This is a genomic window from Acinetobacter sp. YH12152 (genome assembly GCF_013418285.1).
Classification (GTDB): Bacteria; Pseudomonadota; Gammaproteobacteria; order Pseudomonadales; family Moraxellaceae; genus Acinetobacter; species Acinetobacter amyesii.
In genome coordinates this window covers 15,201-38,782 of record NZ_VPCH01000008.1, presented here as the reverse complement: position 1 = coordinate 38,782, position 23,582 = coordinate 15,201, and the positions used below count along the sequence as shown (strand labels likewise).

Here is a 23,582-nt window from a genome sequence, read left to right as displayed (position 1 = left end):
TTCTAATAAATACTAGCTTATTTACCCATACCTCTTAGAACATATAATAAATTAACCCATTTGGTTAAAACATCTATTAATTTTCAATACATTTATCACCACCTATTTCTACTAAGGACAACCCATCTACTAAGGACAATCTATGAAAAATATTTTCAACTAATTTCCTAAAATACTCATCACTCCATAATTCAGGATTGTTTATATATAGCTTTCCTTCATATGTATATCTTTTATATGCTATAATATATTTTTCTATATTCTCTTTATCTTGTTTATTCTCTTTTTTATTCAATTTTCTCCTTAAATCTAAAAACGAGTTTATTTTTATAACATTAGGAAAATTCATATAAAAAACTTTACCAAATAAATAAACAGGCTTACCTAAGATTAGTGCTTCATAACCTACTGTACTATTAATAGTTATTACACCTAAAGATTTAGGTATTAATTTCTTTACATTGTAGGAAAAGTTTATTAGACGTACGCCTGGTAAAGCTGAAATTTTTTTATAAAAATCTTCTGATTGTACGCCTCTAGCGCTAATATGGTCCTTTACATATAGATATGTTCCTACTGGCAAATTATTATGTATATTAATAATATTATTCAACTCAAGTGTGTAATCCATTGCTAGAACAGAAGTTGAGGATTCTGGATGGTAATGTGGTGGATAAATATAAAATCTTTCATTTTTCTCTAAAAGTTCATCTACCTTCTTAGAATCTAAATAGTATTTAGAAGATTTTTTTTCATTCTTTCTTTTCCGCAAGTCTTGTTTAATTGCGGCTATAATTAACTTCTTGATACTACCTTTTTGATAATCATATGTAGAATCCAAGCTAAATATTAAATTCAAATATACAAACAATTTCTTAATTTTTTTAATTGAAAAAAAATCTGAAATTTTCTTCTGCTTATTAATACTACTTTGCTTCATATAATCGGGTTGTATATTAATAAGACTATTAGAGTATTCTTTGTACCAGTTAGTTTCTTCAAGGGTAACAGGAGATAACAACATATGATCTATACATTTTAGTTCATCTTCTATAATAGATGTCTGAATTTCATATCGATTCGGTAAGCGTGACCCCATTAATCCGATGTAGTATCTATTTAATTTTTTTGAAACTTTATATGCTGAATATGCAAATGAATTAGAGACATTTTCATATAAAATACAATCAATTTCTTTATTAAGAATTAAATTAGAAAAAAAAGAATCAAGCCCTTTTATAATTGTTTCCCAATATTCATTCGATTGATCTAAATTATAATGATGATTAAAAAATCTATCAAATTCAGGATATAAGATATCTCCCCAAGTTTCATCATTTAAATAATTTATTGTAAAATTTTGTTCCTTACTCATGTATTCATCGAAAAAGAATGCTTGCTTAGATTCATCTATCCATGGTAAAGGTTCAGTTTTTTTTGTTTTAACTGAATTAATAGCATAAAATACTTTATGTCCTTCTTCTTCTATTTTCTTTGCAATTTCAGCAAAGAAATATTTATACCTAGGCGCATCATTAATTAATAACAAAAAATTCATAGACTAGTTAAACTCACACTTTAAATATGTTAAATATGATTTCACTACCACTAAAATTAAATAGAAGAATAGCACTAACAAAGGAACTATATAACCACTGAATAATGGAGTTAAAATAAATAAAAAGGTTAAAAATAAAATAAAAGTTACAATATGAGTATAATATATAGACTTATCTACACCTTGTGAATATAAAATATAATGTGGAATCATACCTATACAATTTAAAAAAACACCTACTAACATTATTACAAATATATTTATATCATTTAAATATTGATTTAGCTTCATAATATTTAAAAAAATTAAAGTTGCAAAATACATTAAAAAACATGATATAGCAGAAATTCCCGATACACTAATAAGCATTCTTTTTATTTCTTTATTATAAAGTAATTTATTTTTATTCTTAAAAAGTCTAATTAATTTAGGATATGTATAGCTTAAGACTAAAGCATCAACTATAGTGAAAACTACAGTTGAAAATGAAGAAAAAAAACTATAAGAGGCCAAAAACTCCTGACTAAAATATTTTTGCAACCATATTTTATCAAAGGTACTAACTCCTCTAATAGCAAGAGTTCCTATAAGAAAAGGAATACAAATTATAATTCCTTTTTTTATCCAATAAAAATCTACCTTACTCTTTTCGAATGGAACATCAATTATCTTTGCAATAATGTACCCCCCCATTATTAAGCAAGTAAAATCTGCAACAGCCCATGCATATAAAATATTTTCAATATTTTTATTAACAATATTTAAATACATAAGCAATACAATAATAGGCGCCCACGCAGCAGACCTAACAAATGTTAAAAATGAACTCAGCAGTACACTTTGCTTCATTATTAATAGTCTGCATATCTCTTGATTGATGTGTTCAGCAAATAAAATAAAAATAAAAATAAAAATAAATTTTAATTCTAAAATTTTGAAATAAATAATCAAATACAATAAAGGAATAGCTAATAAATACATTACTGAAAACAAATAACTAGTATTCTTTATATATTTAAACCATTCTTTAGGATCTACATCTGCTATTTCCCTTGTATAATATGTATAAAAATCCATTCCTACAAAATACATAAAGTATGTAATTATCGCAGCAAAAACTCCATATATAGCCATATCAGAGGTATTTAACTCTTTGGCTATATAGAAAATAAGGCTTGCTTTAAATAAAACTGTAAGGCCTCTTAACCCTAAGTTAATTAATTTCTTCATTATTTCTTAATTAACTCTAGTGATACAGGAGTATTCATTTGTATATCAACTAACAATTTTTTCCCTAAAATTTCATCATAAAACTTAGGAGCTAAGCCAAAGCCAGGACGGACACTACGAATACAAGATTCGTCAATTATATCACCTGCTTTTAAGTCTTTTACAAAGTAAAGCGAACGTCTAAATTGAGCATTACCCTGCTCACTTGATTTACGACCATAATCTACTTTGCCTAATGCTTGCCAAGCGGTTTTAGCACCTTGACACAACTGCTGCAGTTCTTTTGGCTCTAAAGAGAAACTGTCATCTGGACCACCACCATTACGATCTAGTGTAAAATGCTTTTCAATCACACAAGCACCTAATACTACTGAAGCAATTGCTGTTGTATTATCCAAAGTATGATCGGATAAACCAACTGGCACATCAAAACGTTTTGCCATGTCTTGCAATGTCAACAAATTATAGTCTTCAGCAGGAGCTGGATAACCACTCACACAATGTAAAACAACAAGTTCCTTACAACCACCAGCATAGGCAGCATCAATTGCCTCTGCAATTTCAGATTTATCAGCCATACCTGTCGAGATAATCATTGGTTTGCCAGTAGAAGCAACATACTTGATCAAAGGCAAATCAATTGCTTCAAAAGATGCAATTTTATAAGCAGGTGCATTTAAATCTTCTAATAAATCTACTGCTGTATGATCAAAAGGCGAACTAAACATCGTAATATCTAATTTACGCGCATACTCAAACAAAGGTTTGTGCCATTCCCAAGGCATATGTGCTTTTTCATACAATTCAAATAATGACTGTCCATCCCATAGACCGCCTCGAATCATAAACTCTTCATTATGGCTGTCTAAAGTAATGGTATCTGCTTTATAAGTTTGTAGTTTAATCGCATCCGCACCACATAATTTGGCTTGCGCAATAATTTTCAATGCAGTATCTAAACTACCATTATGGTTTGCAGATAGTTCAGCAATAATATATGGAGGGAAATCAGTACCAATATCACGCCCATTAATCTGAATTTTTTTATTCATCTTTATCTCTCTAACCATTCTGATTTCAATAGCCCAAACTGAAAAATATCAAATTTCCCACGACTATCTTTGAAATGTTCTCGAAGTAAACCTTCTTGCTGAAATCCTAACTTTTGATGAAAAGAAATTGATTTTTCATTAAAAGCCAAAACTTGCCCAAATATTTTTTCAATATCTAAAATATCAAATGCGTATTTAATTGCAGCTTGCCCTAATAAATTACCCATTCCTTTTTCAGCATTTGGTTTAATATAAAAGCCCCATTCATATGCCGAACTATTTTCAATGGATTGAAATGAGATATAACCTTGGGGTTGCTCATTATATTCAAAAATACAAAAAAAACGATCTGTTCTATTTTTATTTCTTTCAAACCATGCTTCATGATCTTCATACGCAATTTTTGAAGTACTCACCATCCATTTACGAATGTCTTCATGATTGCGCCATTGCAAAACTTGCACTAAATCTTTTTTTTCAAGCTTTCTTAATTTTGCATTCTGTTGATCTAACATTTTTATAGGCTCTTCCGCAAAATTTCGTTTATGAGTAAATTAACACCTAGACCTTCAGTAATTTGCATTGATTTTCTTTGCATCTCTCTTAACTGAGCAGGTTTTATTTTTTGTAACACTATTGATAACTTTGTTTTTATTTCAGTTTGATCTAATGAAATTGTTACACCTAAATCATGCAAACCTTTTGCAATCATTTTTTGATTGTCTGCCATACAAATCATAATCGTCGGCAGACCTAGACAACATCTTTCCCATGCCGTACTTCCTGCTGCGCCAATTGCAAGATCATGATTTACCATCAGTTCCGCCATATTTGAAACATTAACTAGAACTTGTGTTGAATGCTTTAACTGCTTCGCCCTTTCAATAACCGTTGATTTCCATGGTGCATTTAGTCCCATAATGATGGTTAATTCAACCTCATAAGGGCATACAGTATTTTCAATAATATTTAAAATCTGAGTTGTTAAATTATCTTTATCTACACCACCTAAATTAATTAATAATTTAAGTGGTGTAGTAAATGCTGTTTGATTTGTTTTTACTTTTTTTCTGTACTCTGCGAATTCAGGTCTGAGTAAAGCATATTTAGGACCTACTAAAATTTTTGCTTTAAATTTATTGAGTAAAGTATAATCACGCTCAACATGAAACATTCCACAATCTAAAATAATATCAGCATCATGTTCGCGATTTGCTAAATCATCAATGACTAAAATATGTTTTGCAATTTTTTTTAATGATGTCTCCCATTTTGTAGAGAGCCCATAATGATCAACAATCACCCAATCAATTTTTTGATATTGGGCAGTGATTAAACTTACTGTTTGCTCAGCATCATATACTTCTGAAACACCCAACCATTTTTGATACTCAGTATTAAGCAACAATTCAGTATTTTCTTGATCGTTTTCTAAAATAAAAGTTTGGTACCCGCGTTGAGTGACAAAATCAACCAAATTTCCATCATGATTCCGAGAAATAAAAAAACATTGATGTCCTTGTGCTTTTAATTGATCAGCAATAGACAAACAGCGAATAATATGCCCAGACCCTATCTGAATAGATGCGTCAGCTCGAATTGCAAAAATCACACTTGATGTTCCAATAATAAATTTGCCATTAATTCAGCACGCGACCAATCATCTGCGGTATCAATATCTTGCACACGATAGCGAGGAAGTTCGACAATTTTAGACTGATCAGAAAAAATAACTGATTTATTTAACCAAGCCTCCGCAGTTCCCCAATAGAATTGCCCTGCATCATGCCAAGCTTCTTCTAAATCTTGAGAGCGAGTATTAAAATGCTCTGGTGAAAACATCTCAACATGTCCCTGTTCAGTCAACTTGATTGCTCTCTGAATTGGAAATGGAAAAGTGGTCGCACTGAACACATAATCCACTTTTTCAGCCTGTATTAAGCTTAAGCCATTTCGTAAATCTTGCTGAATGACAAAAGGTGCTGTTGCATACAAACAGCACACATAATCAGGGCGAATGTGATTTTCATTTTCAAAAAAATTTACAGCATGCTGCATGACATCAGCAGTCGTTGCAAAATCATTTGACAACTCTTCAGGTCTTAAAAATGGAACTTTTGCGCCGTATTCCTGCGCCACTTGTGCTATTTCAGCATCATCAGTCGATACCCAAACCTCATCAAAACACCCACTTCCTAACGCAGCCTGAATTGACCACGCAATCATTGGTTTGCCATGAAAAGTTTTAATATTTTTCCGAGGAATTCGCTTACTTCCACCTCGTGCAGGAATAACGGCAAGTCTCATACTTACACCAATATCTCTTTTAAAGTTTGGTAAATATAGTCTATTTGCGTTTGGGTCAAATCTGGATACATAGGTAAACTAATCGCAGAGGCATAGTAAGATTCTGCTTCTGGGAAATCTCCCTGTTTAAATCCAAGATTTTCATAATAAGGTTGAGTATGTACAGGGATATAATGCACATTTACACCAATACCCTTTTCACGTAATAACTCAAATACCTCTTTACGAGTTTTGCTAATTTCATCAAGCTTCAATCGGATCACATATAGATGTAATCCTGAATACGTTTCAGGTAATTGATAAGGTAATACTACGGGTAAATCCTGTAAAATTTTATTATAAACTTTTGCAATATCATGACGTTTAGCAACAAATTGCTCTAAACGGTGCATTTGAGAAACACCCAAGGCAGCTTGCAATTCTGTCATACGGTAGTTAAAACCAAGATCAACTTGCTGGTAATACCAAGGACCTTCTGGTTCTTTACTCATTAAATCCTGATTACGCGTAACACCATGACTACGCAACAAATCCATTTTTTGTGCTAATTGAGCATTATTCGTTAATGCCATACCACCTTCTGCTGTGGTAACAATTTTTACAGGATGGAAACTAAAAATTGTAATATCAGAATATTGCCCAGCACCGACATAAACATCGTGATACTTACCACCGATAGCATGTGATGCATCTTCAATAATTTTAAAACCATATTCCTGTGAAAGTGCATAAATTTTCGCCATATCACAAGGTTGACCACACAAATGTACAGGTACAATAATTTTAGGTAATTTATTTTCTTTTTTTGCTTGCTCTAACTTCAACTTCAAAGCTGCGATAGACATGTTATATGTTTGCGAATCAACATCTACAAAATCAACATCCGCACCACAATATAATGCACAATTCGAAGAAGCAACAAAAGTAATAGGAGATGTCCATAAGATATCTCCTTTACCCAATCCCAAAGCCAAACAAGCTATATGTAAAGCAGATGTTGCACTATTCACAGCTAAAGCATGTTTAGCACCAACTAATTGTGCCACTGATTTTTCAAATGCAGGAACTTGAGGACCTTGCGTCAGAAAGTCAGATTTCAATACATCAACTACAGCATCTATATCTGCTTGATTAATATTTTGTTTGCCATATGGGATAAACATTTTAGATATTTCCTATTTTTTCAGCGTTTTTCACTAACCATTTTTGAAGATCTTCTGAACTCATCCAATCCACATTGTTGTCGCTTGAATAATGGAAACCTTCTGGTACTTTTTTACCATCTTTAATGCGTTCTGCAGACTCAGCCCAATCATTAATCACTGGTAAAATTTTATAGTGCTCAGGATATTCAAATGTATAGTATGAGTCTTCTACACTGATCATCTGTTCATGTAGTTTTTCACCAGGGCGAATACCAACAACTTCTTGTTTTGCTTCTGGTGCAACTGTTGATGCTAATTCAGTCACTTTCATTGATGGGATTTTTTTCACATAAATCTCACCACCAACCATATCATCAAAAGCATGCCAAACTAATTCAACACCCTGCTCTAAAGAAATCATAAAACGTGTCATACGATTATCAGTAATAGGTAAAACACCTTTATCTTTAATTGACATAAAGAATGGAATTACCGAACCACGTGAGCCCATAACATTTCCGTAACGAACTACTGAAAATTTAGTTCCATGTTCGCCAGAATATGCATTACCAGCAACAAAAAGCTTATCCGATGCAAGTTTTGTTGCACCATATAAATTAATTGGGCTGCTTGCTTTATCTGTAGAAAGCGCAACGACTCCTTTTACTTTTTTATCAATACATGCATCAATCAGATTCATAGCTCCATTGATATTTGTTTTGATACACTCAAAAGGATTATACTCAGCAGTTGGTACGATTTTTGTAGCTGCTGCATGTACGACATAATCCACGCCATCTAAAGCACGATATAAGCGCTCTTTATCACGTACATCACCAATAAAAAAACGAACTCTCGGATCGTTCTTAAATTTTTTAGCCATTTCCCATTGTTTCATTTCATCACGCGAAAAAATGATTATTTTTTTAGGATTGTATTTTTCTAATGTCATTGGTACAAATGTATTACCAAATGAACCTGTACCACCTGTTACTAATATTGTAGAACCTTCTAACATAAATTCCTCTTTTAAAATCACATCGCATCAAATTAAATTAAAACACTTACACTTTTGGAGTAAAACATAATAAAAACAATAAATTAACCATTAGATAAATTACAATTATTTTTTCAAAATAACTTTATATCCATCTACATATTTACTTAATATGTTAGCTAATTGCGTATTATAATCCTTCGTATCATTAAAATTCGACATTATTAAAAATATAGAAAAAATTTCATTAAACTCATAAAACTTTTCATAAGACTTTAATATCCGCTCATGCTCCGTTTTTTCCACATTATCCGCATCAATCAACAATTCTTCATAGAGTTTTTCGCCCGGACGTAAACCTGTAAATTGTACCTCAATATCACCTATACCATTTTCATCGATTGCTCGAAAACCACTCAAACGAATCATTTGTTTAGCTAAGTCTATTATTTTAACTGGCTCGCCCATATCAAGCAGAAATACATCACCACCTGTCCCCATCGCACCTGCTTGAATCACGAGCTGAGCTGCTTCAGGAATCGTCATAAAATAACGCGTAACTTCTGGGTGCGTTACTGTAACAGGCCCGCCTTGAGCAATCTGCTTTTTAAACAAAGGGACGACAGAACCTGACGAACCAAGTACATTACCAAAGCGTACAATACTAATTTGCGTTTTTGGATTCGTCGACGCTAGGCCCTGACAATACAATTCTGCCATGCGTTTAGACGCCCCCATCACATTGGTTGGACGTACCGCTTTATCTGTTGAAATTAAAACAAAAGTTTCAACATTTTGATTCACCGCTGCATCTACACTACGCTGTGTGCCAATGGACGTATTATAAATACCTTCAAATGGGTTTGCTTCAACAAGTGGTACATGTTTATAAGCTGCGGCATGATAAACTGTTTGCACTTTGTACTCTTGAATAATACGTTCTAATTTTTGCTGATTGGTGACAGAACCTAGCACTGGAATAATGTGTATATCAGAAGCCTGCAATTCACGGTCGATTGAATATAAGGCAAATTCAGACATTTCAAACAGCACTAACATTTTAGGCTGATGCTTCACGATCTGACGGCATAACTCCGAGCCGATCGACCCCCCTGCTCCTGTCACCATGACCACTTTATTTTTAATATTTTTTTCTAAGAGTTCAGGCTTTGGTGGTACAGGATCACGCCCTAATAGGTCAATAATATCCACTTCACGAATATCTGAAACTTGAACTTGACCATCGACCAGTTGGGTTACCCCTGGCAGTTCCATGATTTTGACATCTGCCATATCAAAAGACTCAATGAGTTCTTTTTTACGCGCACGTCCGACTGAAGGCATGGCAAGTAATACTTCTTCAATGCCAAATTTTCCAAGTTTCGCTTGCGCTTTTTTTGGGGAATAAATCTTTAAACCACTCAGTGACTGCCCTTGTAAGGAACGCTTATCGTCAATAAAACACACCGGCAAATAATCATCTGAACGGTTTAAAGCAGCGGCAATTTGCTGACCTGCCAGCCCTGCCCCATAAATTGCCACACGTTTACGGCTTTGCTTTTTGGCAAAAGTTTTAAGAGTAGCGTAGCGAATGACTGCTCGACTCCACCACATGTATGAAAACAGCATAAAGCCATACATCAGTGGAATACTCATCGGAATAAATGCAACATTCAATTTTTTAATCGTGTACAAGGCCACGATTTGAATAAATGTTCCGATTAAAATCCGCAGTAAATAGTCTTCATTAAATGAACGCACAATTGCACGATAAATACCGAGCAAGGCAAAAATAGCAATGCCACAAATACCGACATAAATATACCAAGCATCCAGTCCTTGCATGACCTGAACATTGGGACGTGCCAAACGTATGGCATAAGCCAGCCACATCATCAGCGGTAAAACACAAATATCCATCAGCACCAAAACGATTTGTTTTTGGCGACGCGGTAATGATGCTATAGAACGGATAATGTTTTTCACAAGATGCTCAAATGGGGTCAATAAAGCGGATGAGAGCGCGTATTATACGCTCTTTTCAGATTTAGATTTTTGCGATCACCGCTTGAATCGCATCCACGGTTTTCTGCAAGCTGTGCTCAGACAATGTTGGGTGTACAAGGAACATTAAACTTGTTGTACCGAGCTGTTTAGCTTGCGGTAAAGACTGCGCAGGACGCCAAGGCGTACCATCAAATGCTTTTTCTAAATACACTTCTGAACACGAACCGCTAAAACAAGGCACATTCAATGCATTGATTTCTGCCATAATGCGATCACGCGACCAGTCTTCAGGTAAAGCCTCGACATTGACTTGCACATAACATTTATATGCGGCATGTACATAGTCGCTAGAGGGTTTAGCTACAGTAAAATAGGGGCTATTTTCAAACGCCGCTTGGATACGCGCCATATTGGCATTACGCACTTGCGTCCATTCTGGCATTTTTTGGAGTTGTAAGCGTCCGATGACAGCCTGCATTTCCATCATGCGCCAGTTGGTACCAAATGAGTCATGTAGCCAGCGGAATCCCGGGGGATGCTGAGTGTTGTAGACGCTGTCATAATTTTTGCCGTGATCTTTATACGACCACATTTTTTTCCACAGACTTTCGTCATTGGTAGTGACGATACCGCCTTCACCGCCTGTAGTCATAATTTTGTCTTGGCAGAAAGACCATGCACCTATATGACCGATGGAACCTGCTGATTTGCCTTTGTACTTTGCGCCATGTGCTTGAGCACAATCCTCAATCACGAAGATGCCTTTTTCTTCAGCCAATTGCATGATCGGGTCCATATCACACATCCAGCCTGCCAAATGCACACAAATAATCGCTTTGGTATTCGACGTAATCACTGCTTCAATGGTACGGCGTGAGATATTTTGTGAATCCAGCTCTACATCAGCGAAAATAGGATTGGCGCCTGCAGTCACAATCGAGCTTGCTGAGGCTAAAAACGTGCGTGAGGTTACAATCACATCATCGCCTGCGCCAATACCTAAGGCTTTGAGTGCTACATCCAGTGCGACTGTACCATTGGCAACAGCAACTGCATGCTTGGTTCCTGCAAACTGTGCAAATTCCTTTTCAAATTCACGGCATTCTTGCCCTGTCCAATAATTCACTTTATTGGATAAAAGGACTTTTGATACCGCATCGGCTTCTGCTTGAGTGAAGCTTGGCCAAGGCTCAAATGCACTGTTTAACATGGAATTTTCCTAGTCTCAAAATCGAGTTTAAAAATCTATTTTTTTCGTCACAATACGCGCAGGATTTCCCACCACTGTTGCGCCTGCAGGCACACTTTTAGTGACAACAGCGCCCATACCCACAACCGCACCTGCGCCAATGATGAGTGGCTGATCGGGTGTACCCTGCTTAATCATCGCACCTGCGCCAATATAAGCATGGTCTTGAATATGAATATTGCCGTTGCATTTTACGCCTGGTGCAAAAGTAACGAAATCCCCAATCACGCAATCATGCTCGACATAACTGTATAAATTGACATGAAAACACTTACCGATTTTGACATTTGAGCCAATGGTGACAAATGGACTTAAAGCAGAGCCTTCAGCGAGCTCAAGCTGATCCATTAGAACGACATTGTCCGCGATAATCGACCAAAGGTGAATGCCATCCATCTCTAAACGCTGAGCGATCTTTTGTCGTACATGACTATTGGCAATGGCAATTTGTACGTATTTTTCAGAAGCCGTTTCATTTAAAAATGCGAGGTAATTCATGGCACGATGACCGTTTACTTCTGCAACCGATTCCAAGGCATCATCAATAAATACGATTTCTGAAGCATCGCTTTCACGTACTAATTGCTGACGTGCAACAGGCATTAAACTGCGCCCGCAGCCTGAAGCGCCATAAATTGCATAGAGCTTAGTCATCTTTAGGCTCCGAAGTACCCGTAAATTTACTCATGGTCGCTTCACCTTCGGCACTAATATCATCTTTAGACAATACTTTTTGTACCGTTTTCAGCATGATTTTAAAATCGAGCCATAATGAACGGTTTTCGACATACCATGTGTCTAGCTCAAATTTCTTTTCCCATGAAATGGCATTGCGGCCATTCACTTGAGCATACCCTGTGATGCCCGGACGCACGTTATGACGTTTGGCCTGCTCACGATTATAGAGGGGTAAATATTCCATCAATAATGGTCTTGGTCCGACAATACTCATATCGCCTTTAATTACATTCCACAGTTCAGGCATTTCATCCAAACTGCTGGAACGCAGCATTTGACCAAAGGGTGTTAAACGCTCACTGTCAGGCAAGGAATCACCTTGTGCATCAACCGCATCTTTCATACTGCGGAATTTGATCATTTCAAAAGGTTTGCCCTTGAGCCCCGGACGCACCTGACGGAACAACACGGGTGAACCCAAATTTTTTCGCACCTTATATGCCACAAAAGCATATACAGGAGACAGCAGCACTAGCGCAGATGATGCAATCACAATATCCAATAAGCGCTTTAACATGGTTCACTCTTGAGGTTAGATAAAATGGCGGAGTCAATATTCATTTCTAGCAATGATTATACCCTGTCCAAAGCCATCAGATTTGTAAAATATTTCAACGGTCAAAGGGACTCAAATATTCCTCATTCTAAAAGCAGCCAAACCATATAGCCGTTTAGATATCTGTCCAACGACGATTGACTGCATGACCCGGGTTATTCATACTGATCACCTTCGCATAGTTTCCCACCGCAGTTGCATTTTCAGGAATATCTTTGGTCACAACGCTTCCTGCACCTATAGTGGCATTATTGCCAATTTTGACATGCTCAATGATGCAGACATTGGGCCCAATATAAACATTATCGCCAATTTCTGCGGCTTGACGGCCGCCATTTGCACCAATGGTGGTAAATTGCGATAAATTCACATTATTGCCAATCACGGTTGTCGGGTTGACGACCAACGGCCCGCCATGCCCAATAAACAAGCCGTAGCCAATTTGAGTTGTGGTATGAATATCTATGCCGTACTGCTTTTTTTTATAATAATAAATAGGATAAGCCAACTTTGCCCATACAGTTTTTGAACTGGCCAAACGTAGCCAAAATGAAAAATTAAAACCGCGATTGAAAAAATAAGTTTTAAAAAATGTTTTAAAACTGACATGACCGGTATAACGGTATAAATCACTTTTTATATATTTTAAGGTCATTTGGATCGTCTCTAAAATTGGGTGAATCGCCTTTAATGGATATCCATTTCAGCCATCATATGCTTATTCACTTGATGCACATCATATTTATTCAGCGCAATTTCTCGCGAACGCTGTCCCATATACTCAATCAGTTTTGGATCTTCAATAAAGTATTGCATGCATTGCACCAAATCATCTACAGACTTCACTCCGACCAAATAACCATTCACACCGTGCGATACCGTTTCACGGCAACCTGGTGCATCGGTGGTAATAATCGCCCGCCCCATAGCCATTCCCTCTAATACGGTACGTGGCGTGCCTTCACGATAAGATGGCAACACATACACGGAACTTTCCGCAATTGCAGGACGGACATCACTGAGTTTGCCCCAATATTTGAGGCGACCATCAGCAATCCATTCATCGAGTTCGGCTTTAGAAATAGCTGATGGATTATCATCAATCCAACCGACCAAGTGAAACTCAGCTTCAGGATATTGTGCTTTGATGATACGCGCCGATTCAGCATATTCACGCACACCTTTATCACCCAAAAGCCGTGCAATGAGCAAGAATGAGGCTTTGACCACGCCTGCATCATCTTTCGGTAAAGGCATGACATCAAAGTCTTGTACATTTACCCCTGAACCATTCACCACCACAGTTGGTTTATTGGCATCAAGCAAATGCATGTCTTGGAAAAGCTTTAAATCATCAGGGTTTTGGAAAAAGACTTTGTCGCTACGTTTGAGCGCTTGCGCATATAAGCCATGCACCAGCTTTTGAAACAGACTACGCTTGCCAGATTCCACATTTTGAAAGGCATAACCTAGACCAGTAATTAAAGCAAAACGATGCGGTACTTTCGCCAGCCATGACGCGAGCGTGCCATAAATCACAGGTTTAATAGTATAGGACAGCACATACTCAGGCTGAATTTGACGAATTTGCCGATAGATATGTTTTAACAGTTTTAAATCCGCCAGCGGATTGGTCCCAGTGCGCTGCATGGGAATTTCATGCAGATGATAGCCAAGGGCTTGCAGTTTTTGCTGTTCTTCGGGGAATGATGCGAATTCAGGCGCCATGATGTGAATTTCATAGCCGTGCGCAGAAATCGCTTCCAACAGTTTCCCGCGGAAATTTAAAACAGAAGGCAAAAAACTGCTGATCATCAGAAATTTCAACGGCTTTGCTCCCAAACTTGCATATATTGCTGACTCACTTTCTCAATACTGAAATGTGCTTCTACGCGCTCACGCACGGCTTGTTTCAACTGCAATCTTTGATCATTGCTTTGCTGCACATAATTTAAAATTGCTTGCACCAATACAGCCGAATTGCGCGGCGGTACAATTTCACCAAGCTCTTGCACAATATATTGCGCATCACCAACATCGGTGCTGATACAAGGCAAACCTGATGCCATGGCTTCGACCAACACATTCGGAAAACCTTCGGTAATTGAAGTCATGAGGAATGCATCAATCGATTGATAAAAAGCAGGCATATCTGAGATTTGATCCAATAAATGGACTTTTTCGGCATCTAACTGATACTGCTCAAACAAGGCTTTTACTTCTGGATTTTCTAAACTCGCGCCGCTGCCAGCAATTTTAAAGATGATGTCTTGATCCTTGAGTAAGCCCATGGTTTCAAACAAATAGGGGTAGCCTTTGGCCGTGTGATAACGCCCTGCAAAACCAATCACGATTGGTTCATGCAATTGGGGATTAGGCTGAAATTTATCGAGAAACACACCATTGGCAATCACTTGGCTATTGCCATTTTTAAAGCCGAAGGCCTGATGCTGCTGCATAGACGAATGCGCACAATAAATAATAGCACTAGGTTGCTGTGATAGTATTTTACTTATGCCCAAGGCAATCTTGGTGCTGATTGATTCATCTTTAGGAGAAGCAAGAGAATGATGAATACCCCATACGACCTTTGGTTTTTTCGCTAAACCGATAACACTCAGACTGGTCAATGCATTGGCATGGTACATCCAGCATTGCACCGTTGCGGGCTGTAGATTTTTGAGTAATGCGCGCAGCTTACTCACCGTACTCAGCGTATTTAAACCATTCCAACCGAGCGCATAATGCGACTGACAACGCTCTAAAGCACTTTGATACACCTCGGAAGTTTTCATCAGTGCAATGATCACGTACTGATAGTCATGTTCAGTTTGCTGAATTAAGCGTGCCAACATCATTTCGGCACCCCCCACGCCTGCAAAGTTGGTGATCACATGTACCATCAAAGGTTTGCTCATACCGCCGACTCCATCATTCGCAAATACTGCTTGAGTACAGTTTGCTTATGAAACTGTTGAATATGTGATTCAAAATCAGCATCTTGATATTGCACATAATCTGCAAATATCGCTTGCTGCATCGCTTGGGTTAAACCTGCCTGATCATTACATTCAACCAATAAACCAAACTTAGAGTTTTCTAGAATTTCCATTGGTCCACTTGGACAGTTGGTACTCACCACTTTCACTTTAGAGGCTAAGGCTTGAATAAGTACACCCGGCAAGCCTTCCCAATTCGAGCTTAAAACAAATAGCGATGCATATTTAAAATAAGCGTATGGATTGGCATCAAAGCCCGGCAAATCCACCACGTCTTTTAAACCCAATTCAGCAACTAAAGCCTCAAACTCTGCACGCAGTTCGCCCTCACCTAAAATCAATAATCGGGTTTCAGGATGCTGATCATGCAAGGCTTTAAAGGAGCGGATCAGAAAACCAAAGTTCTTTGCTTCAGTTAGACGCCCCACTGCCAAAATCACTTTATGGTCACCATTTAAAAATTTGTGTGTGACTGGCGCTTTGAGCTTTTCAAAATAGGCATCATCCAGCACAGGGTTATAAATGGTGCTGAGGTTATTTTTCTTATAAGCATAATATTCACGAAAATCAGCTTCTACGCCTTTAGAGACACAAACCACTTGCTGTGCCATGGGATAAGTCCAATTCACCAAAGTTTTCAGCAAAAATTTGGCAAGACCTTGCAATTTTAAGTTTTTGGACGGCGTAGATACTTCACGGAAGATTAATCGCGTTTTAACACCTGCGAGTTTTTTCGCAATACCTGCCACAATATTGGTGTGGGTTTGCGTTGCGACTAAGCAGTCGTATTGCTCAGCTTTCATTTTTATTTTTAAAGGCGTGATGCTATTCATCACCCGACCGCAATTAAAATTCACCAACTCAATTTTCGGGCTGACTTCAGGAAAAAGTTTAGCTTTATCACCTGTGACATCACACACGCCCAAATGAATATTCAGACCTTGTTCTGCAAAGCTATTGGCGAGTTGAATGACTGTACGTTCTGCACCGCCACCGCCCAAGCTTGGCAAAAAGAACATGACTTTATTCAACATAATCAAACCTAAATTTTAAAATGGGAGAATATTAATGCGGTGTTTTTGAGGCTTGAATCGCCATGGCACGCTCAACACGCTCACGATAATCCGTGATACCTACCAGCTCACTATCACTGGCACAAGTGCTTTGAATTTTGGCTTGATAGTCGACAAAACTGGATACCACTTTGGCAGGTACGCCAATCGCCACACTGTGATCAGGAATGTCTTTGGTCACCACCGAGCCTGCGCCAATCACCACGTTGGAGCCAATGCTTACACCCGGCATTACAATAGTATTGACCCCAATAAAGACATGCGAACCAACTTGAATTGGGGCAAAGTGTTGATAGCGCTTCCCTTGCTCATCTTTGACTAAACAGGTACTGCCATCATGGGTAATAAATTTCACTCCTGAAGTGACCGTCACATGATCGCCAATACTGACCAAGAACGGTTCCGAGCCCCAACTTTTAATATAGATTCGGCAGTTTTCACCAACTTTCACACCTTTTTTACGTGCATAAGCCACACTGCCTTTTACCATAAAATAAGCTAAATCAAACAGCTGTCGAAAAGCAGAAACCATAAATGACATACACAGTACCTGAATGAGGCGGGGCAACTTAAAAGGAGGAAAATAAGTCAGCTATTTTACGCTGAAAATCTACTTTACGATATGGAAACCGCAGTCACGATACAGGATGAAAAAAAAGATCAGAGCGATTTGATTTTTTTAACAGGACTACCGACATAGACACCTGATTCATCCAAAGGTTTCGAGACGAGGCTACACGCGCCAATCACCGAATCACTTGGAATTTTCACACCATCAAGTACCGTCACCCGTGCACCAAGCCAAATATTTTCACCCAAACTGACCCCTTGTTTGGTAATTGCGTCTTTTACCAACACGTCAGGTTCACCAAATTTATGATTACTGGCAATGATGATGCTTTGCGTGCCAATACGGGTGTTATCGCCAATGCTCACACCTCCACAGCCATTGATATAGGACTTAGAATTGATACTGACATCTTTACCAATTGACACCTTGCCACCAAAGCATTTGATGTAACAACTTTCACCAATAAAACTATTATCTGCGATTTCTAAGCTTGCACCTTGCTCGACAATTAAACTGACATGATCGCCAATATAAACATTCTGACCAATCTTCACTTGTCCACTAATTTCGACCGTACAGGCTTTACCGAAATAACGAAATTTCGTACCAAAAGCCAGGTTATAAAATTGCTGACGGCATTGTGCAGTGAACCAATTCATCAGTTTTAACAGTTTAAAAAACATCAGCTTTTGTTTCTCCACACCACATATAAAATGGCAAAGTTATAAATGATTAGTGCCACAGGCACCGCCAGGAGCATATAAATTTTATCAGCACATAAAACATATAAGCCTGCAAATAAAGCGAACTTAATCATGAGTTCAACAATTTGCAGTTTAAATAATACTTGGCTATTGCGCTTGGCAATTAAATAAGCCGAACTTGGCGGATTACAAAAAACCGCCCAATACCCCAAAGCTAAAATTTGAAAATAGGTCGAAATCCCGACCCATTCAGAACCGAAAATCCATAGATATACCGATTCAGGCAAGATAAAGAAAATTGCAAAAAGAGGCAGTGACACCAAGCTTAAAAGCACACTTGCCTTTAACGCATTATTGTTTGAATCCGTGCTTTTAAACTTACGGATAAAAAATTGACGTAAAGTCTGTGAAATCAGATTGATCGGCACACGTAAGGTACGCTCGACAATGGCATAGAAGCCCATTGCCTGCACACCCACAAAATGCGACACCACATAGTATGGCAAGTTATGTGAAAAACTATTCAGCAAGGCATGCGGTGTATTGGCGTAAATGAAATCTTTATAATTTTTAAACGCATGCCAACTGACTTGATAAAGTTGATGTTTCAGTAAATAAATCAGCACCGCCACAATCATGATAATCGAACTAATGTTATAACTATTCACCAAGCTGATCTGCATCACGAATGGCAACGAGAGTTGCGCTAACACGACAATGGCATTTCTAAAAATATTTAAACCTGCACAAAAATATTCTTTATGCGCTGCAAATTGATAGTTATACAGACTTTGAATCAAAGTGTTGGCAAGTATGCCTGTGGCAACAGCCCCTGCCATTTCAATATTTAGAATAAAACTAATAACAATACCGCTAACAATCGCGATGAAAGTTGAAAATACAGCCCCTTCAAAAATCAGGCTTTTTTTATCACCTTCTTCGGCAACCAATAAAGCTTGATCAAGACGTAAATTCGCCACCGTCGATATAACACTGACTATCGCCAATGCAATCCCGTAAGCCCCAAAGTCAGCAACAGAATATAGGCGTGTTAAAACAGGAAGTGCGATAAATGTCATTATCGCACCTGCCAGTAAACTTAAGGTAATCAGCCCAATCGACTGATACTTTGCGAAAATTTTCGCAATCATCTGTTCAATATCATTTTAAGTTGTTTACGTACCAACGCATCGCCAGTTGAATGCCTTCGGCAATTTTGAACTGCGGTGCATAACCCAAGCCTTGCTCAATTTTGGCAATGCTGGCTTGTGAATGACGTACATCACCAGCTCGGAAATCACGGTACACAGGATCGCGCTCAAAGTTCACCGCATTTTCAGCAAGTGCCACCTGAATGGCACGATATAACTCATTCAACGTAGTACGGTCACCCACAGCCACGTTATACACTTGGTTTTTCGCTTCATCCGATGCTGTCGCCGCTAAAATATTGGCTTGAACCGTATTATCAATAAAACAGAAATCACGACTGGTTTCACCATCACCATTGATGAAGACATCTTCACCAGCGATCATCGATGCCGTCCATTTCGGAATCACGGCGGCATAAGCACCATTTGGATCTTGACGCTGACCAAACACGTTGAAATAACGTAAGCCAATTGCTTTAAACCCATAAGTTTTCGCAAATACGTCTGCGTATAACTCATTGACGTACTTCGTCACTGCATAGGGTGAAAGTGGTTTACCAATATTTTCTTCAACTTTTGGCAATGCAGGATGATCACCATAAGTCGAACTGCTGGCTGCGTATGTGAAGCTGGTAACACCTGCATCACGTGCAGCCGTCAGCATATTTAAGAAACCACTGATATTGGTGTCATTGGTGGTAATCGGATCGGCAATCGAACGCGGTACAGAGCCTAAAGCAGCTTCATGCAGGACATAATCCACGCCAACACAGGCTTTTTGGCAGTCGGTAAACTGGCGAATATCGCCTTCAATAAAACTGAATTTCGCCCATTGTTCAGCTGTGACTAAGCTTTGCACTTCATCAAGATTATACTGATGACCTGTAGCAAAGTTATCTAAACCCACTACGGTTTGACCTAACTTGAGTAATGTTTCGAGAAGATTCGAACCAATAAAGCCCGCAACACCTGTGACCAGCCATGTTTTAGGCGCTGTTTTAAGGTTTTCACATACCTGTTGATATTGATTCATTTTGGTATGCCCCCCTTATAAACGAAGATCAGATTCAGCTTGAGATAACACATATTTCAAGTCATACAGCACATGATCAGCCTTACCCAAAGCACGAATGGCATCTACGCCCATGTCTTTAAACTGGTGATGCGCAACCGCTAAAATTACTGCATCATACTTGCCATTTTCAAGCGCCTGCACAGGGCTAATACCGTACTCATGTTCCGCTTCAGCTCCATCCACCCAAGGATCATAGATATCAGCATCAATATGGTATTCTTTCAGCTCATTCACAATATCAATGATGCGTGTGTTACGAATATCAGGACAATTTTCTTTAAAACTTAAGCCTAAAATTAAAACTTTGGCATCTTCTACTTGAATGCGTTTTTTCAGCATGGCTTTCACCAACTGAGTGACCACATAAGCCCCCATACCATCATTTAAACGGCGACCCGCTAAAATAATTTCAGGGTTGTAGCCAATCGCTTGGGCTTTATGCGTTAAATAGTACGGGTCAACACCGATACAATGACCGCCAACCAAACCAGGGCGGAACGGTAAGAAGTTCCATTTTGTTCCCGCCGCTTTTAATACAGCTTCGGTATCAATGCCCATTTTATTAAAAATCAACGCCAATTCATTAATTAAGGCAATATTCACATCACGCTGGGTGTTTTCAATCACCTTGGCTGCTTCTGCAACCTTAATGCTAGCTGCTTTATGTGTGCCTGCTTCAATAATCAAGTTATAAACTACATCAACATAATCAGCGACTTCAGGCGTAGAACCTGAGGTGATTTTTAAAATATTGGTGACACGGTGCAGTTTATCACCCGGGTTAATACGCTCAGGGCTATAGCCTGCATAAAAATCCTGATTAAATACTAAGCCTGAATTTTTCTCTAAAACAGGAATACAAACTTCTTCTGTTGCACCTGGATAAACGGTCGATTCATAAACAACCACATCACCTTTTTTCAACACTTTTGCAATGCTTTCTGAGGCTTTCACTAATGGCGTTAGATCTGGCTGTTTATATTCATCAATTGGAGTTGGAACAGTAACAATAAAGAAATTACAGTCTTTTAAGTCTTCTAAATTTGCGCTGTAACTTAATTGAGCTGATTGTGCTAATTCTTCAGGAGAAACTTCTAAGGTATGATCACGTCCGCTACGTAATTCATCAATACGCTTATGATGAATATCAAAGCCCACCACGGGAACTTTTTTTCCAAACTCAACAGCTAGCGGTAAACCGACATAACCTAATCCGATTATGGCAATTTTTAATTCGGAGAGTTGTAACATACTGAAGCCTATGTCATCGATGAATCATCAATCATCGTTATGTTGTAAATAGCGTTAAATTATATCAGAAAATCAAATTTCGATTGTGTAATGATGTTCCATAAGGACTGTAATTTTAATCAACAATATTTATTGGATTAAACAACTCCCCCTATAAAACCAACATTGTATATTTAAAAAAATTTAACTAACAACAAGATCTTTAAAAAGATATTTATCCATACAAGTGTTGATTAAACTTACGATTTAAAACAAATGTAAAGCTATATTCTACAAGGTGAATAGTATAAACTTGACATCCTAAAATGAGTAATTTGGGTACTTAAACCCATATTTCAATGATTCAAATATTTTATAAATAGGATTTGTATTCGAGTGAGTTACTATCGTTATAGCTGTATGTTAGCTTTGAGTCTAAGTATGACGGGTTGTGCCATTACTTCAGGCTTGCAAACCTATGACCTTCCTAAAGAAGGCACATTTCAGACTGATTTAGGCTCGACAGTCAATGTTATTAAACTAACTCAAGAAAATTTAGTTGCTGTTCAACCCGCCAAAGTAAATCAGCAAAATTTTGCCCATCTGTTCAATCAACAACAAAAAAGTTATCGTTTAAATCCGGGTGATATTTTATCTATTTATTTATGGGCATACCCTGAAATTACACCACCCACAAATACAATAAGCAATGCAGAAGCGATTAAATCAAATGGTTACCAAATTGATCAAAGTGGCTATATCCAATTCCCTATTATTGGCCGATATAAAGCTGCAGGAAAATCGCTGACACAAGTCAATCAGGAATTACGCAGCCAACTTGCTCGTTACTTAAAAACCCCAGATGTGATTGTTCGCGTACTTTCCTACCAAGGACAACGTTTTTCGGTTCAAGGTAATGTAATGAAAGGTGGTCAGTTTAATCTAACCGATCAGCCGACAAGTATTTATACTGCTTTAGGTATGGCGGGCGGAGTAAATAGTCAATTTGGTGACAATGCATCTTTAACCTTAGTTAGAAATGGTCAAAGTTATGTACTCAATAGTATTGAACTTGAAAAAGCTGGATATTCTTTACACAACTTACTTATCAAACCGAATGACACAATTTATGTCAACTCACGTGAAAACCAAAAAATTTATGTGATGGGAGAGTCTGGCAAAAACCAATCGTTACCAATGCGTGAACAAGGCATGAGCCTCAGTGATGTCCTAGGTGAAAGTCTAGGTATTAACTCACTTTCAGCAAGTCGAGGTAAAATCTACGTAGTGCGTAGCGATGTAAATAGCCCGATGACTGAAATTTACCATTTAGATTTAACCAGTATCGGTGACTTTGGGCTCGCTAACCAGTTCAAAATGCGCAGCAATGATATTGTCTATGTTGATGCATCTGGTTTAGCTCGCTGGCAGCGTGTAATCAATCAAGTGATTCCTTTCTCAAATATCATCTATAACTTGGACAGATTGGGCCAATAATGTTATTTAAAAATATTTTGGTGGTCTGTGTAGGTAATATTTGCCGAAGTCCTATGGCGGAGTATGTCCTAAAAAAAGATCATCCCGACCTGAATATTTATTCAGCTGGAATCTCAGGTATGATTGGACATGCAGCAGATGAAAAAGCTCAATACTGTATGCAAAAAATTGGCATCGATATGAGTGGACATATTGCCCAAAAATTAAATGCTGAACTGATCAAAAAATCAGATTTAATTTTGGTCATGAGTTCAAATCAACAAAAGCATATTGAACAGACATGGCCATTTGCAAAGGGAAAGACTTTTCGTTTAGGTCATTGGCAAGGTAAAAATGTTCCCGATCCATACCAGCATGATCAGGCCTTTTTTGACCAAACTTCACAATTGATCCAGTCTTGCGTTGCAGATTGGACTAAACAAATTTAACTTTTGATGTACGAT

Annotated in this window: 23 protein-coding genes; 2 read left to right on the top strand and 21 right to left on the bottom strand. The window is 37.8% G+C overall.

The genetic code is table 11. The annotated features are described in order from the left end of the window. Positions 1-76: 76 nt before the first annotated feature. From FTU83_RS04405 to tviB, 21 genes are all read right to left on the bottom strand, one after another. Complete coding sequence (locus tag FTU83_RS04405) at positions 77-1,558, bottom strand: capsular biosynthesis protein (RefSeq protein WP_180105759.1); 1,482 nt, start codon at positions 1,556-1,558, stop codon at positions 77-79. Between the two features lie 3 nt (positions 1,559-1,561). Continuing rightward, positions 1,562-2,788, bottom strand: coding sequence for an oligosaccharide flippase family protein (locus FTU83_RS04400; protein ID WP_180105760.1), 1,227 nt, complete (start codon positions 2,786-2,788; stop codon positions 1,562-1,564). Then, positions 2,788-3,840, bottom strand: coding sequence for a pseudaminic acid synthase (gene pseI / locus FTU83_RS04395; protein WP_180105761.1), 1,053 nt, complete (start codon positions 3,838-3,840; stop codon positions 2,788-2,790). The genes FTU83_RS04400 and pseI overlap by 1 nt, the downstream gene beginning before the upstream one ends. A gap of 2 nt (positions 3,841-3,842) precedes the next feature. Continuing rightward, positions 3,843-4,355, bottom strand: a complete 513-nt coding sequence (gene pseH, locus FTU83_RS04390; protein WP_180105762.1) for a UDP-4-amino-4,6-dideoxy-N-acetyl-beta-L-altrosamine N-acetyltransferase — start codon at positions 4,353-4,355, stop codon at positions 3,843-3,845. 2 nt (positions 4,356-4,357) lie between these two features. After that, the gene (gene pseG, locus FTU83_RS04385) at positions 4,358-5,452 is read right to left on the bottom strand and encodes a UDP-2,4-diacetamido-2,4,6-trideoxy-beta-L-altropyranose hydrolase (RefSeq protein ID WP_180105763.1); all 1,095 of its coding nucleotides are present in this window, start codon (positions 5,450-5,452) and stop codon (positions 4,358-4,360) included. Then, positions 5,449-6,147: a pseudaminic acid cytidylyltransferase gene (gene pseF / locus FTU83_RS04380; RefSeq protein WP_180105764.1), complete on the bottom strand. Its 699-nt coding sequence runs from the start codon at positions 6,145-6,147 to the stop codon at positions 5,449-5,451. Before pseF ends, pseG begins: the two co-directional genes overlap by 4 nt. Before the next feature lie 2 nt (positions 6,148-6,149). Continuing rightward, a complete protein-coding gene (gene pseC, locus FTU83_RS04375) occupies positions 6,150-7,310 on the bottom strand; it encodes a UDP-4-amino-4,6-dideoxy-N-acetyl-beta-L-altrosamine transaminase (RefSeq protein ID WP_180105765.1) in 1,161 nt (386 codons plus the stop codon). A gap of 1 nt (position 7,311) precedes the next feature. Beyond that, on the bottom strand, positions 7,312-8,310 hold the full coding sequence (gene pseB / locus FTU83_RS04370) for a UDP-N-acetylglucosamine 4,6-dehydratase (inverting) (RefSeq protein ID WP_180105766.1): 999 nt from the start codon (positions 8,308-8,310) through the stop codon (positions 7,312-7,314). Between the two features lie 105 nt (positions 8,311-8,415). Next, a complete protein-coding gene (locus tag FTU83_RS04365; RefSeq protein ID WP_180105767.1) occupies positions 8,416-10,275 on the bottom strand; it encodes a nucleoside-diphosphate sugar epimerase/dehydratase in 1,860 nt (619 codons plus the stop codon). A 61-nt stretch (positions 10,276-10,336) separates the two neighbouring features. Then, positions 10,337-11,506 carry a DegT/DnrJ/EryC1/StrS aminotransferase family protein gene (locus FTU83_RS04360; RefSeq protein WP_180105768.1) on the bottom strand — a complete coding sequence of 390 codons (1,170 nt, stop codon included), beginning with the start codon at positions 11,504-11,506 and terminating at the stop codon, positions 10,337-10,339. 27 nt (positions 11,507-11,533) lie between these two features. Continuing rightward, a complete protein-coding gene (locus tag FTU83_RS04355) occupies positions 11,534-12,199 on the bottom strand; it encodes an acetyltransferase (protein ID WP_180105769.1) in 666 nt (221 codons plus the stop codon). Then, the gene (locus FTU83_RS04350; protein ID WP_180105770.1) at positions 12,192-12,800 is read right to left on the bottom strand and encodes a sugar transferase; all 609 of its coding nucleotides are present in this window, start codon (positions 12,798-12,800) and stop codon (positions 12,192-12,194) included. The genes FTU83_RS04355 and FTU83_RS04350 overlap by 8 nt, the downstream gene beginning before the upstream one ends. A 154-nt stretch (positions 12,801-12,954) precedes the next feature. Further along, entirely contained in the window at positions 12,955-13,494 is a 540-nt protein-coding gene (locus tag FTU83_RS04345; RefSeq protein ID WP_180105771.1) for a serine O-acetyltransferase, read from the bottom strand. Positions 13,495-13,526: 32 nt separating this feature from the next. Then, entirely contained in the window at positions 13,527-14,666 is a 1,140-nt protein-coding gene (locus tag FTU83_RS04340; RefSeq protein WP_180105772.1) for a glycosyltransferase family 4 protein, read from the bottom strand. Continuing rightward, positions 14,663-15,757 carry a glycosyltransferase gene (locus FTU83_RS04335; RefSeq protein WP_180105773.1) on the bottom strand — a complete coding sequence of 365 codons (1,095 nt, stop codon included), beginning with the start codon at positions 15,755-15,757 and terminating at the stop codon, positions 14,663-14,665. The genes FTU83_RS04340 and FTU83_RS04335 overlap by 4 nt, the downstream gene beginning before the upstream one ends. After that, complete coding sequence (locus FTU83_RS04330) at positions 15,754-16,872, bottom strand: glycosyltransferase (protein WP_180105774.1); 1,119 nt, start codon at positions 16,870-16,872, stop codon at positions 15,754-15,756. The genes FTU83_RS04335 and FTU83_RS04330 overlap by 4 nt, the downstream gene beginning before the upstream one ends. Before the next feature lie 31 nt (positions 16,873-16,903). Then, positions 16,904-17,452, bottom strand: coding sequence for an acyltransferase (locus FTU83_RS04325; RefSeq protein ID WP_180105775.1), 549 nt, complete (start codon positions 17,450-17,452; stop codon positions 16,904-16,906). 119 nt (positions 17,453-17,571) lie between these two features. Beyond that, positions 17,572-18,165: a DapH/DapD/GlmU-related protein gene (locus FTU83_RS04320; RefSeq protein WP_060513901.1), complete on the bottom strand. Its 594-nt coding sequence runs from the start codon at positions 18,163-18,165 to the stop codon at positions 17,572-17,574. Next, complete coding sequence (locus tag FTU83_RS04315) at positions 18,165-19,337, bottom strand: lipopolysaccharide biosynthesis protein (RefSeq protein WP_180105776.1); 1,173 nt, start codon at positions 19,335-19,337, stop codon at positions 18,165-18,167. The genes FTU83_RS04320 and FTU83_RS04315 overlap by 1 nt, the downstream gene beginning before the upstream one ends. Positions 19,338-19,347: 10 nt before the next feature. Further along, on the bottom strand, positions 19,348-20,370 hold the full coding sequence (locus FTU83_RS04310; RefSeq protein ID WP_180105777.1) for an NAD-dependent epimerase/dehydratase family protein: 1,023 nt from the start codon (positions 20,368-20,370) through the stop codon (positions 19,348-19,350). Positions 20,371-20,385: 15 nt separating this feature from the next. Beyond that, positions 20,386-21,663 carry a Vi polysaccharide biosynthesis UDP-N-acetylglucosamine C-6 dehydrogenase TviB gene (gene tviB, locus FTU83_RS04305; protein WP_180105778.1) on the bottom strand — a complete coding sequence of 426 codons (1,278 nt, stop codon included), beginning with the start codon at positions 21,661-21,663 and terminating at the stop codon, positions 20,386-20,388. Positions 21,664-22,062: 399 nt separating this feature from the next. On the opposite strand from tviB, the gene FTU83_RS04300 reads away from it, so the two are divergent. Next, the gene (locus tag FTU83_RS04300; RefSeq protein ID WP_218945769.1) at positions 22,063-23,139 is read left to right on the top strand and encodes a polysaccharide biosynthesis/export family protein; all 1,077 of its coding nucleotides are present in this window, start codon (positions 22,063-22,065) and stop codon (positions 23,137-23,139) included. Continuing rightward, positions 23,139-23,567, top strand: a complete 429-nt coding sequence (locus tag FTU83_RS04295) for a low molecular weight protein-tyrosine-phosphatase (RefSeq protein ID WP_180105779.1) — start codon at positions 23,139-23,141, stop codon at positions 23,565-23,567. Before FTU83_RS04300 ends, FTU83_RS04295 begins: the two co-directional genes overlap by 1 nt. Positions 23,568-23,582: the final 15 nt, after the last annotated feature.

Bases quoted from the DNA above. Each gene is read 5' to 3' on its own strand.
- FTU83_RS04295 (WP_180105779.1), top strand. From the start codon at position 23,139: ATGTTATTTAAAAATATTTTGGTGGTCTGTGTAGGTAATATTTGCCGA.
- FTU83_RS04355 (WP_180105769.1), bottom strand. From the start codon at position 12,199: ATGACTAAGCTCTATGCAATTTATGGCGCTTCAGGCTGCGGGCGCAGT.
- FTU83_RS04335 (WP_180105773.1), bottom strand. From the start codon at position 15,757: ATGAGCAAACCTTTGATGGTACATGTGATCACCAACTTTGCAGGCGTG.
- FTU83_RS04330 (WP_180105774.1), bottom strand. From the start codon at position 16,872: ATGTTGAATAAAGTCATGTTCTTTTTGCCAAGCTTGGGCGGTGGCGGT.
- pseH (WP_180105762.1), bottom strand. From the start codon at position 4,355: ATGTTAGATCAACAGAATGCAAAATTAAGAAAGCTTGAAAAAAAAGAT.
- FTU83_RS04405 (WP_180105759.1), bottom strand. From the start codon at position 1,558: ATGAATTTTTTGTTATTAATTAATGATGCGCCTAGGTATAAATATTTC.
- pseC (WP_180105765.1), bottom strand. From the start codon at position 7,310: ATGTTTATCCCATATGGCAAACAAAATATTAATCAAGCAGATATAGAT.
- pseF (WP_180105764.1), bottom strand. From the start codon at position 6,147: ATGAGACTTGCCGTTATTCCTGCACGAGGTGGAAGTAAGCGAATTCCT.
- pseI (WP_180105761.1), bottom strand. From the start codon at position 3,840: ATGAATAAAAAAATTCAGATTAATGGGCGTGATATTGGTACTGATTTC.
- FTU83_RS04350 (WP_180105770.1), bottom strand. From the start codon at position 12,800: ATGTTAAAGCGCTTATTGGATATTGTGATTGCATCATCTGCGCTAGTG.
- FTU83_RS04360 (WP_180105768.1), bottom strand. From the start codon at position 11,506: ATGTTAAACAGTGCATTTGAGCCTTGGCCAAGCTTCACTCAAGCAGAA.
- FTU83_RS04315 (WP_180105776.1), bottom strand. From the start codon at position 19,337: ATGATTGCGAAAATTTTCGCAAAGTATCAGTCGATTGGGCTGATTACC.
- FTU83_RS04320 (WP_060513901.1), bottom strand. From the start codon at position 18,165: ATGTTTTTTAAACTGTTAAAACTGATGAATTGGTTCACTGCACAATGC.
- FTU83_RS04325 (WP_180105775.1), bottom strand. From the start codon at position 17,452: ATGTCATTTATGGTTTCTGCTTTTCGACAGCTGTTTGATTTAGCTTAT.
- FTU83_RS04310 (WP_180105777.1), bottom strand. From the start codon at position 20,370: ATGAATCAATATCAACAGGTATGTGAAAACCTTAAAACAGCGCCTAAA.
- tviB (WP_180105778.1), bottom strand. From the start codon at position 21,663: ATGTTACAACTCTCCGAATTAAAAATTGCCATAATCGGATTAGGTTAT.
- FTU83_RS04400 (WP_180105760.1), bottom strand. From the start codon at position 2,788: ATGAAGAAATTAATTAACTTAGGGTTAAGAGGCCTTACAGTTTTATTT.
- pseB (WP_180105766.1), bottom strand. From the start codon at position 8,310: ATGTTAGAAGGTTCTACAATATTAGTAACAGGTGGTACAGGTTCATTT.
- FTU83_RS04345 (WP_180105771.1), bottom strand. From the start codon at position 13,494: ATGACCTTAAAATATATAAAAAGTGATTTATACCGTTATACCGGTCAT.
- FTU83_RS04300 (WP_218945769.1), top strand. From the start codon at position 22,063: ATGTTAGCTTTGAGTCTAAGTATGACGGGTTGTGCCATTACTTCAGGC.